Source organism: Pedobacter changchengzhani (assembly GCF_004354365.1).
Classification (GTDB): domain Bacteria; phylum Bacteroidota; class Bacteroidia; order Sphingobacteriales; family Sphingobacteriaceae; genus Pedobacter; species Pedobacter changchengzhani.
Genome location: NZ_SJCY01000021.1, coordinates 1 through 10,707 on the forward strand (window position 1 = coordinate 1; position 10,707 = coordinate 10,707).

Consider the following 10,707-nt stretch of genomic DNA (forward strand, 5'->3'; position numbering starts at 1 on the left):
ATCGTCAGCAAATGATGGTGTTTTTATCAATTTCATAACACTAAAATAATCATTAACCAGCTAGTAATCAAATAATTATAAAATTATTTATACACATTTTGAAGAAATCTGCCTTGCAACGGTCTTATTCGGGGAATTTCACTGTTGTAGAACAAGATCGTTTTAGCACTAGGCAAATTATCTTGATTATTTTGGGTGGGTTATTTTGGTTGATTAGTATTTATTTTGGGCTTCATAGTTTAAAGGGTAACACTGTTAATTGAATCTAGTATTTTAAAAGTTTCCACGGAATACAGGGAAGTAAATAGAGAAGATTAGTTGTTTTTCAAAGTTTATTTCTTGCCACGGAAACACAGAATACACGGAGAGAAAGATAGAAGATTAGTTCTTTTTAAAAGTTTATTTATTGCCACGGAAACACAGAAACCACGGAGGGAAAGATAGAAGATTAGTTCCTATTCAAAGTGTATTTATTGCCACGGAAACACAGAATACACGGAGAGAAAGATAGAAGATTAGTTCCTATTCAAAGTTTATTTCTTGCCACGGAAACACGGAATACACGGAAGTAAATAGAGAAGATTAGTTCCTATGCAAAGTGTATTTATTACCACGGAAACACAGAATACACAGAAGGAAAGATCGAAGATTAGTTCTTTTTCAAAGTGTATTAGTTGCCACGGAAACACAGAAAGCACGGAAGTAAAGATAGAAGAAATCATTAGTTCCTATTCAAAGTGTATTTATTGCCGCGGAAACACAGAATACACGGAAGGAAAGATAGAAGAAATCATTAGTTCCTATTCAAAGTCAATTTATTGCCGCGGAAACACAGAAAACACGGAAGTAAAGATAGAAGAAATCATTAGTTCCTATTCAAAGTGTATTTATTGCCGCGGAAACACAGAATACACGGAAGGAAAGATCGAAGATTAGTTCTTTTCCAAAGTGTATTTATTGCCACGGAAACACAGAAAGCACGGAAGTAAAGATAGAAGAAATCATAAGTTGCTATTCAAAGTGTATTTATTGCCACAGAAACACAGAAAACATGGAAGGAAAGATGGAAGAAATCATTAGTTCCTATTCAAAGTTTATTTCTTGCCACGGAAACACGGAATACACGGAAGTAAATAGAGAAGATTAGTTCCTATTCAAAGTGTATTTATTGTCACGGAAATAAAGAAAACACGGAAATAAAGATAGAACAGAAAATGGCTAAAATCCCGAAGTGCAGAAATTATTACTTAAATAGTAAAGTTTTAATTCTCTAGGTATTTCTACACATTTAAACTTTACTTTTGCATAAAAAACATTGAAAAAATCGCTAACATTTTTATTTGCACTCTTTCCTATTTTCGCATTTGCACAGGTTGCAAAAACAGACAGCATTAAACTTGATGAAGTTACTGTAAAGGGCTATTACAATACGCAATCGCTATTGCGATCGGTTGCTTCGGTGAGTTTAATTGATAGCACTGAAATCAGAAATCAACCGAACTCATCTTTGGTTAGCTTAATGAATACTGTGCCGGGTGTGAGAATGGAAGAACGTTCGCCAGGCAGTTACCGCGTATCGTTGCGTGGTAGTTTATTGCGTTCGCCGTTTGGAATTAGAAATATTAAGATTTATTTCGATGATTTTCCACTTACCGATGCTGGGGGAAATTCATATCTCAATTCGTTAGATTTTGTTGCGTTAGCATCTGTAGAGGTTTATAAAGGTCCGGAGGCAAATATTTATGGTGCGAACACCGGTGGCGCAGTATTAATTAAATCTACAAAGTTACAGAACAATCAAATCAACGGTTCTATCTCTGGCGGATCGTTTGGCTTATTTCATCAAACTGCAAGCTTAACCAAGGTTTTTAAAAATTATAGGTTTAACGTAACCGAAGGTTATCAAACGAGTGATGGCTATCGGGATAATAGCGCAATGAACCGCAAATACCTTCAAACTACGCAACAACTAGACTATAATAAAAAAGGTTCAGTAAAATTTTTGGCATTTTACAGCGATTTGGCTTACCAAACACCAGGTGGATTAACTGCGCTGCAACTGTCGCAAAACCCAAGAACCGCCAGACCAGCAACACCTACCCTACCCGGCGCCATTACACAGCAAGCTGGTATTTATAATAAAACGCTATTTGCTGGGCTATCTAACAATTATCAATTGGGGAAAGATTTTAAGCATATAATAGCGGTTTACACGTCATACACTGATTTTAGAAATCCATTTATCACCAATTACGAAAAACGTTATGAAAGTAATTTAGGGCTAAGAACTTTTTTGGCTTACAGTCATGCATTCAGCATGCTTAATTTAAGTGCTCAAATTGGAGCTGAAACTGCGGAAAATAATAGTAGGATAAAAAATTTCGATAATAATGCTGGCGAACCTGCAAAATTACAGGCTTCTGACTATTTAAAGGCGGCACAAAGCTTCGGATTTTTGCGCCTAAATTTAGATTTCAACAGGAAGCTGAATGTAGAACTGGCGAGTAGTTTAAATTTATACCGATACGGTTATGAGCGCTTTTTTCCGACCACTTTACAAAAGAAGACTAAAAATTTTAATGCGGAATTGATGCCGAAAATTGCACTTTCTTACCTAGTTAGAAACGATCTCGCTATCCGTGGTTCTATTAGTAAAGGTTATTCGCCACCTACAATTGCCGAAGTAAGGGCATCAGACAACAACATTAATACCAATTTGCAAGCAGAGTTTGGCTGGAATTATGAGATTGGATTGCGGTATAAATCTCGAGATAACCGCCTATATTTTAATACAAATGTTTTCCAATTTAATTTACAGGATGCTATTGTAAGGAAGTTGAACCAAAACGAAACGGAGTATTTTGAAAATACTGGTGCCACTAACCAAAAAGGAATTGAGCTTGAAGGAAAATTTTGGGTTGTAAAAGATGCGAATGGTTTTATAAAGGATTTGAAGGGGAACAGTAGCTACGCGCTTAGTAAATTCAAATTTGGAGATTTTCCGGTTGGTAAAATTAATTACAGTGGCAACAAATTAACCGGCGTACCTGAGCATGTTTTTATAAATAGTTTGGAGTTTTTATTTCAAAAAAATATTTATTTTTTCGCACAGCATAACCACACATCGGCCATACCTGTTAATGATGCGAACACCGTTACCGCTAAAAAATACGATTTAGTAGATTTAAAAATTGGAAAAAGAGATTTCAAAATTGGCAAAACTAAATTCGAGCTTTATTTTGGGATGAATAATGTGCTGAATGAAAAATACAGTTTGGGAAATGATTTAAACGCAGTTGCTGGCAGGTATTTTAACGCCGCAGCGAGTAGAAATTTTTATACGGGGATTTTGGTGGGGGGATGAGGATGAGGTTGAGGCTGAGGCTGAGACCGAGGCTGAGGTTGAGGTTGAGACTGGGATCGAGACCGAGGTTGAGACTGAGAACGAGGTTGAGGCTGAGATTGAGGTTGAGGCTGAGGTTGAGAACGAGGTTGAGGTTGAGGTTGAGGATGAGACTGAGGCTGAGGATGAGAACGAGGATGAGGTTGAGACCGAGGCTGAGGTTGAGACTGAGACCGAGGCTGAATAATTTACACGTAACCTTTGCAAGCATAGGCTACGTGTAAAATTTATATGTCTAAATATCGCTCTTTATTAGTTAGCCAAATCAATTTCTTTAATGGCAACTTCATTCACTACAATATCGGTTGTGAAACGCTTGGTGCCGTCTTTGGCTTCGTAGCTTCCTGTTTGTAGCCTACCTTCGATGGTAAGGCGGGTTCCTTTTTTAATTTGTTCTAAAGCTAAATCCGCCTTGGCATTCCAAAAGGTTAGCGTAAACCACTGCGTTTTTTTAACTTCTTCGCCCGAACTATTTTTATAATACTCGTTTACGGCTAAATTAACTCTAGCCAATTTTTGATTTCCTGATAAGTTTTTCACTTCAGCATCTGCACCTGCAAAACCGCTTAATACTACTTTGTTGATTGCACTTTCCATAACGTTTAATTTTTAAGTTTCTAATTAGTTAACGAACAGTAATCGCCATGACTACCGACAGAACAAAGGTGCAAATGAGTGAATACATTAGTCGTATGTTAAACATTTATAACCGATTATAAACGGATAAATACGCCTGCCTGCCGGACAGGCAGGGATAAAACTACTTTTAAGGCCATAGCGCACTATTTCTTTTATTTTATTAATATTTTTTGTAGGTTTAAATAATCATCCCATAAATTAAACTCAATTAATTATGGATCGTTTCTGTTTAGACTGCAATGGCTTGCTTAAGGGCAGGTCTGACAAAAAATTCTGCGATGACCAATGTCGCAGTAATTACAACAACCGCTTAAAGGCTGATGACCATAGCTTTTTAAAGCAGGTGAACGGAATTTTGAAAAAGAACCGTGCTATTTTAATGCAGAAAAATCCGGATGGCAAAACTAAAGTTAAGCGGGAGGTTTTGCTTAGAAAAGGTTTCGATTTTAATTTTCATACTCATTTACATGCTACACAAAAGGGTACTACCTATTTTTTTTGCTATGAATACGGTTATCTTCAGTTAGAAAATGACGAAGTTTTATTGGTAAAACGGGAGGAGAAATGACGAAGATGGGAAAGTCTGAGGTCGGAAGACTGAAGTTTGGGTGGAAAATAGTCGGATAAGTCGGAAAGTCGGGAAAGTCCGAGGTCGGAAGTCCGAAGACTGAAGTTTGAGAGGAGAAAAAACGGAAAAGTCGGCAAGTCGGGAAAGTCCGAAGTCCGAACTCCTGCAATTGAAAATATTTTTTTGTTTTTAGTTGATGACGGAATGAATTATGATCACCCTGCCTATAGTACTCGGGATAAAAGAACAAAGGGCAAATATTAAAGCTATTTATTGCGTAATAGAAGCCCCTTTCTGGGTTTGGAGGGATTAAGGTTTTGCAGTAAAATTTAAATCGTTTTTCGGTCTTTGTTGCTAATTGGCAGACTAATAGAAATTGGAAAATGCACACCATTAAATACAAAAAATGTGGAAAAGCAAAAAATAGTTTGGGAAGCGAAGCTGATTAAGCATGCTGGCTTTGATAGAATTGCCGTTTATTTTGAAAAAGATCAGGATTTAATTAATCGCATTAAAAAATTAGTTGGCGTAAAATGGAGCGCAAGTTTAAAGGCTTGGCATTTGCCAGATACGAAAGCATACAGAAAACGATTTCTGATTCCTGAAAAAATTATTGGAGAAAACACCCTAAATAAAATACATGCTATTAATAGGCAAGCTTATCAAAATTATATTGACACTCTTTATCTGAAAGCTTACAGTTTGAGCACCATAAAGACTTATACCGTGGAGTTTGCGCAGTTGTTAATACTTTTAAATGACGATGACGTAAATTTATTAGATTTAGCAAAGCTTAAGCGTTACCTTTTATACTGCATCCAAACGGTTAAATTAAGTGAAAACCAAGTTCATATTAGAATAAATGCTATTAAATTTTATTTTGAGAAAGTACTTAAACAGCCTTCAATTGTGTTAGAGATACCAAGACCGAAGAAGCCCAGCCTTTTGCCGAAGGTTATCGCTGTAGAGGATATTGGTAAAATGATTAAGAAAACTAGCAACCTAAAGCACAAAATTATATTGATGTTAGCGTACGGAATGGGATTAAGGGTTAGTGAAATTATTGGGATTGAAATAACTGATATTGATAGCAAAAGGATGCAGGTACTTATAAGGGATGCTAAAGGAAAAAAGGATAGATATGTAAATTTGCCGGCTTCAGTTTTACCAGCTTTAAGGATTTATTATAAGGAATACACACCTAAACAGTATTTATTTGAGGGGCAATTTGGTGGCCAATACAGTGTGCGCAGTGCACAGCAAGTTTTTAAACGAAGTTTAAAAAATGCAAATATCAATAAAGATGTCGGCATCCACAGCTTGAGACATTCTTTCGCCACCCATTTATTGGAACAGGGCACTGATATTAGTTACATCCAAAAACTTTTAGGCCATAACAACATTAAAACCACTTTAATTTATGCGAAAGTAAGTATTAAGGACTTAAAGAAAATTGAAAGTCCGTTGGATAAAATTGAGTGGGATAAATAGCGTTTTTTGAGTAGTCTTTTAGTAAAAGACTACTCAAAAAACGCTATTAAAAAAAATTAAAAACCATGATTTAAGAGCGAATATAGGATATTTGAGGATAAAAAAAATATTTTATAAATTGGTTGTATTGCGTATATTTACGAGTTGGCAGTAATTTTAGCGCAGATAGAGAATAAAATGTAATAAAAAATTAATCAAACTTGAAAATATTTAATTCATGAATATGGAAAGCATTAGAGAATATTTAGGAGAAAACTTCATAAATCAGGAAATGGTTATGGAATGGTTGAGCGAACTAATGGTGCCATATTTAAATGCTTTTGGTTTCATAGCTTACGGAAATAATAAAAAATTTAAGTTAGAAACTAAGGATTACAAACAAGTGATTACTCTATATTTCAATAACTATCAATGGGTCGCTTACGTACCACATTTTAGATTTTCATTTACTGATAAAAATTTAGAAAAAGATTTTAAATTAAAATGGACTAAAGCTGGTTTTGAATATAAAAGTTCAGAAACTTTTTGGTGTGAAGCATTTTTTCATAATGATAATCCAAATGATCTTTCATTAGAATTAGGACCCTATCAAGCTATTGACAATAAAGAAAAAGCTATTTTTACTTTTGAAAAATTTAAATTTTTTTTTGAAAAATACGCTAACAATTCACTTGAAGAGTTTAAATCGCCAAGTTCTTATATTGATTATGTAAACTTAAAAACATTTCTAAACCCTACTTCAAGAGAAAATATCCAAAAGCAGTGGAAATGGTGTATAATGTCTTTAGAAGCAGAACAATTTAAGAGATATGTTTATTATAATAAATATCATAAAGAAGTACTTCAAGAAGTTAAAAATGAATATTATGAAAAATTTAAAATTAATAATTGGATATTAACAGAAGAACGTAGGAATGAGCATGAATTATTATTTTTAAAAATGACTACATAAAATTTTATAAAAAATGAAATAATATACATCTAAAAAAATATTAGGATTATTTAAATTATAATGTTAATCCTGACTTTTTATGAAAATGTAAAAAAACTACTGCCAACAGCCGTTTGGCGAGATTGGGGTTTTAGTGGAATTAACGTTTTTTTCACTACATTTACGTTAAGCCGAAAATACTCGGTTTCAATAGTCCCCAACCTCGCCAAGCGCCAAGACGTTATATGCCATTTTGCACAGACTTAACAGAAAGTAATCCTACGAAGTAGTTATGAAAGAGAATTTAATGAAATGGATTAATAATATTCAGCAACAAGATGGTGTTCCTCCTAAAGATGTTATTGCGTTCAATTTTGGAATATATGAAGATGAAAAAGGTTACCGAATGTATTTGGTTGGCAGTTTTGAATATGATGAAAATGATGACGATTGGGCAATTATTGAACTGCCAACAAAGATGCATAGATATTTAAGTCTTCCTAAAGAACTTGAATTACAAACTTGGGAAGAAGTTTTAGAATATTGTGCAAATGAATTGAAAGAATTAGAAAAAGAAGGAAAATTAAACATTCCTTTATTTGAAAATGTAGTTGCAATAACTATTGGATTTGATGATGGAGATTTAATTAGAATAAGATAAAAAAACGGCATATAACAGCAAATTTGCACAAAAATGGCGGACGGTGGTTCAACTCGGGCTTTTCGTTAATTATTTAGTTTTGTGCGGTACGACAATGGTTCTGCAAGCAATGCCATTTCTGCGCAAATTTTCAAAACGTTATATGCCATTTTGCACAGACTTAACAGAAAGTAATCCTACGAAGTAGTTATGAAAGAGAATTTAATGAAATGGATTAATAATATTCAGCAACAAGATGGTGTTCCTCCTAAAGATGTTATTGCGTTCAATTTTGGAATATATGAAGATGAAAAAGGTTACCGAATGTATTTGGTTGGCAGTTTTGAATATGATGAAAATGATGACGATTGGGCAATTATTGAACTGCCAACAAAGATGCATAGATATTTAAGTCTTCCTAAAGAACTTGAATTACAAACTTGGGAAGAAGTTTTAGAATATTGTGCAAATGAATTGAAAGAATTAGAAAAAGAAGGAAAATTAAACATTCCTTTATTTGAAAATGTAGTTGCAATAACTATTGGATTTGATGATGGAGATTTAATTAGAATAAGATAAAAAAACGGCATATAACAGCAAATTTGCACAAAAATGGCGGACGGTGGTTCAACTCGGGCTTTTCGTTAATTATTTAGTTTTGTGCGGTACGACAATGGTTCTGCAAGCAATGCCATTTCTGCGCAAATTTTCAAAACGTTGTGCGTCATTTTAACGAACCATCGAAACCAAATGGAAAGACCAAACCTTGACAATAATATATCCCTAACAGACTTTAAAGAATTTTACTGGCTTAAAGAAGAATTGGTAGAATTTTGTAAACAAACAGGAATTTCTACAAGTGGAAGTAAAGTAGAACTAAATAACAAAATTCAGCACTATTTTTTGACAGGGAAAGTTGTTTCTAACTCAAAAACAACGAAGACTATATTATCAAATTTTGATTGGAATAACGAACCGCTGAATTTAATGACTATTATTACTGACAGTTACAAAAATTCAGAAAATGTCAGGACTTTTTTTATCGAACAAATAGGCTCTAACTTTTCATTCAATGTAAAGTTTATGAAATGGATGAAAGAAAACTCAGGCAAAAATTTAAAAGATGCCGTCGAGCATTGGAAACAATTGAAAGAAATTAGAAAAGACAAAAACTTTAAATCTGAAATAGAACCCCAATTTGAATATAATAGATATATGAGAGCGTTTTTATCTGACAATCCGAATTTATCAAGTAAGGACGCCATGAAATTTTGGAACTTAAAAAGAGCAAAACGTGGAACAAACGAATATGAAAGAACAGACCTTGAATTGAAATAAAAACGAACGCACAACAGCAAATTTGTTCAAAAATGGCTGACGGTGGTTTACGTTAATTCATCAGTTATTTATTTAAAATAGTGCGGTACGACAATGGTTCTGCAAGTAATGCCATTTCTGCACAAATTAGCAAACCGTTATAAGGCATTTTAACTCGACAAATCGCAGAAAAAATCTAAATCAAATGTTTCACTTTAGGTAAACTTTATTTATCTTTACTTCGTGGGACAAAATCAAAAACATAGAAAAATCGTCTTTTTTAAGAATTACTTTCAAGACTTTTTCAACAAACAGTCTAAAAAGGTAAAAGCCAAGATTGTTTGGACTTTTGATTTGGTCGAAGATTTACAAAGAGTTCCTGAAACATATTTAAAGCATTTAGAAAACACTAATGGGCTTTATGAAATCAGGGTTCAAACAGGAAATGATATTTTTCGCATTTTTTGTTTTTTCGACAAAGGACAATTAGTTATTCTGGCTCATGGCTTTCAAAAGAAAACTCAGAAAACACCAAAGAAAGAAATCGAACAGGCACTTAAGATAAAAGCTGAATATGAAAACACAAAATAATGACTTGATGACTCTTGAAGAGTTTAAAGAAAAAAATTATGGTAAACGTGGAACGACCGAACGTGACGAACTTGAAGCTGGCTATGAAAATTTTAAAATTGGCGTTTTAATCCATGACACAAGAATTGAAATGGGAATGACACAAGAACAACTTGCAGAAAAAGTTGGAACGACCAAATCTTATATTTCTAAAATTGAGAATGACATAAAAGAGGCTCGCATTTCTACACTTCAGAAAATCGTTAAACTTGGTTTTGGTGGACAATTAGAACTTTCTATAAAGCTTTAGAAAAAGAAAAACGCCTTATAACAGCAAATTTGCACAAAAATGGCTGACGGTGGTTCAACTCAGGCTTTTCGTTAATTATTTAGTTAATTGCGGTGCGACAGAGTTTCTGCAAGCAATGCCATTTCTGCGCAAATTTTCAAAACGTTATGTGCCATTCTACAAAACCGCAAACTGAAAGAAACAATTAAAAACTAAAATTTATGTTTATTGAAAATTGGAAAGACACTGCATTTGGAACTGACTACGGAAATGACTTTAAAGATTTTTTAGAAGAAATATCAAAAGAAAAATTAACATTGAAAGACGTTTTCGTAGCCTGTGATTTAGAAAAATATTTTGAAAATCCTAACTTATTAAATCAAAAAACTGATAATAATGTAAAACTTGAAAATCCAGATTTCGAACAATTTGTGCATTACGAAGATGCAATTATCGCGTTGACTGCAATTATTGCCGAAAGTGAATTAAATGGAAATGCTGACTTGACAAATTCATACGGTACTAAAATTTTGACTTTTGAAATAACAAGTGAAGAATTAACAACACTAAAAAAATCTTTAACTTACATTTACGACAATCCTGACAAATTTGTTTTGTTTGAAATGCTTGACGAAGATGGAATAACAGAAACACTTTCCGACATTTCAGAAATAATTGAACAACTAAATAACTGCATTGAGAAAAAATAATGCATTTAATTAGAATGAATAAAAAAATCGAGTAGGTAAAGGGGAATTTCACCCCTAAACCTCTCACAGAACCGTACGTGATACTCTCGCATCATACGGCTCTTCATAATTCAAGTCTTTTAAGGTCTGAAGCCTTCGTAATGCCAATG

The 10,707-nt window shown here is 33.6% G+C and carries 12 protein-coding genes; 11 read left to right on the top strand and 1 reads right to left on the bottom strand.

The features are described 5' to 3' along the window. The first annotated feature begins 1,315 nt into the window (after window positions 1-1,315). Both EZJ43_RS16740 and EZJ43_RS17405 read left to right on the top strand, forming a co-directional pair. The gene (locus tag EZJ43_RS16740) at window positions 1,316-3,364 is read left to right on the top strand and encodes a TonB-dependent receptor (protein WP_133263874.1); all 2,049 of its coding nucleotides are present in this window, start codon (window positions 1,316-1,318) and stop codon (window positions 3,362-3,364) included. Next, window positions 3,297-3,590, top strand: coding sequence for a hypothetical protein (locus tag EZJ43_RS17405; RefSeq protein WP_207924654.1), 294 nt, complete (start codon window positions 3,297-3,299; stop codon window positions 3,588-3,590). The genes EZJ43_RS16740 and EZJ43_RS17405 overlap by 68 nt, the downstream gene beginning before the upstream one ends. Window positions 3,591-3,655: 65 nt before the next feature. On the opposite strand, the gene EZJ43_RS16750 is transcribed toward EZJ43_RS17405, so the two are convergent. Then, window positions 3,656-4,000: a single-stranded DNA-binding protein gene (locus EZJ43_RS16750; protein WP_133263875.1), complete on the bottom strand. Its 345-nt coding sequence runs from the start codon at window positions 3,998-4,000 to the stop codon at window positions 3,656-3,658. 256 nt (window positions 4,001-4,256) lie between these two features. Here EZJ43_RS16750 and EZJ43_RS16755 point away from each other — a divergent pair, with 256 nt between their 5' ends. From EZJ43_RS16755 to EZJ43_RS16795, 9 genes are all read left to right on the top strand, one after another. Further along, on the top strand, window positions 4,257-4,610 hold the full coding sequence (locus tag EZJ43_RS16755) for a hypothetical protein (RefSeq protein WP_133263876.1): 354 nt from the start codon (window positions 4,257-4,259) through the stop codon (window positions 4,608-4,610). Window positions 4,611-5,018: 408 nt separating this feature from the next. Further along, on the top strand, window positions 5,019-6,101 hold the full coding sequence (locus EZJ43_RS16760; RefSeq protein WP_133263877.1) for a tyrosine-type recombinase/integrase: 1,083 nt from the start codon (window positions 5,019-5,021) through the stop codon (window positions 6,099-6,101). Between the two features lie 223 nt (window positions 6,102-6,324). Beyond that, the gene (locus EZJ43_RS16765) at window positions 6,325-7,053 is read left to right on the top strand and encodes a hypothetical protein (protein ID WP_133263878.1); all 729 of its coding nucleotides are present in this window, start codon (window positions 6,325-6,327) and stop codon (window positions 7,051-7,053) included. A 271-nt stretch (window positions 7,054-7,324) separates the two neighbouring features. After that, entirely contained in the window at window positions 7,325-7,693 is a 369-nt protein-coding gene (locus EZJ43_RS16770) for a hypothetical protein (protein ID WP_133263879.1), read from the top strand. 189 nt (window positions 7,694-7,882) lie between these two features. Beyond that, the gene (locus EZJ43_RS16775; RefSeq protein ID WP_133263879.1) at window positions 7,883-8,251 is read left to right on the top strand and encodes a hypothetical protein; all 369 of its coding nucleotides are present in this window, start codon (window positions 7,883-7,885) and stop codon (window positions 8,249-8,251) included. A 171-nt stretch (window positions 8,252-8,422) separates the two neighbouring features. Next, window positions 8,423-9,010 carry a DUF6434 domain-containing protein gene (locus EZJ43_RS16780; RefSeq protein WP_133263880.1) on the top strand — a complete coding sequence of 196 codons (588 nt, stop codon included), beginning with the start codon at window positions 8,423-8,425 and terminating at the stop codon, window positions 9,008-9,010. A gap of 222 nt (window positions 9,011-9,232) precedes the next feature. Further along, on the top strand, window positions 9,233-9,580 hold the full coding sequence (locus EZJ43_RS16785; RefSeq protein WP_133263881.1) for a type II toxin-antitoxin system RelE/ParE family toxin: 348 nt from the start codon (window positions 9,233-9,235) through the stop codon (window positions 9,578-9,580). Further along, window positions 9,564-9,869 carry a helix-turn-helix domain-containing protein gene (locus EZJ43_RS16790; RefSeq protein WP_133263882.1) on the top strand — a complete coding sequence of 102 codons (306 nt, stop codon included), beginning with the start codon at window positions 9,564-9,566 and terminating at the stop codon, window positions 9,867-9,869. The genes EZJ43_RS16785 and EZJ43_RS16790 overlap by 17 nt, the downstream gene beginning before the upstream one ends. 200 nt (window positions 9,870-10,069) lie before the next feature. After that, on the top strand, window positions 10,070-10,558 hold the full coding sequence (locus tag EZJ43_RS16795) for an imm68 putative immunity domain-containing protein (protein WP_133263883.1): 489 nt from the start codon (window positions 10,070-10,072) through the stop codon (window positions 10,556-10,558). The last annotated feature ends 149 nt before the right edge of the window (window positions 10,559-10,707 follow it).

What these genes read in the sequence shown, in the direction of transcription:
- EZJ43_RS16750 (WP_133263875.1), bottom strand. Translation starts at nt 4,000, where the DNA reads ATGGAAAGTGCAATCAACAAAGTAGTATTAAGCGGTTTTGCAGGTGCA.
- EZJ43_RS16755 (WP_133263876.1), top strand. Translation starts at nt 4,257, where the DNA reads ATGGATCGTTTCTGTTTAGACTGCAATGGCTTGCTTAAGGGCAGGTCT.
- EZJ43_RS16765 (WP_133263878.1), top strand. Translation starts at nt 6,325, where the DNA reads ATGGAAAGCATTAGAGAATATTTAGGAGAAAACTTCATAAATCAGGAA.
- EZJ43_RS16770 (WP_133263879.1), top strand. Translation starts at nt 7,325, where the DNA reads ATGAAAGAGAATTTAATGAAATGGATTAATAATATTCAGCAACAAGAT.
- EZJ43_RS16775 (WP_133263879.1), top strand. Translation starts at nt 7,883, where the DNA reads ATGAAAGAGAATTTAATGAAATGGATTAATAATATTCAGCAACAAGAT.
- EZJ43_RS16780 (WP_133263880.1), top strand. Translation starts at nt 8,423, where the DNA reads ATGGAAAGACCAAACCTTGACAATAATATATCCCTAACAGACTTTAAA.
- EZJ43_RS16790 (WP_133263882.1), top strand. Translation starts at nt 9,564, where the DNA reads ATGAAAACACAAAATAATGACTTGATGACTCTTGAAGAGTTTAAAGAA.
- EZJ43_RS16795 (WP_133263883.1), top strand. Translation starts at nt 10,070, where the DNA reads ATGTTTATTGAAAATTGGAAAGACACTGCATTTGGAACTGACTACGGA.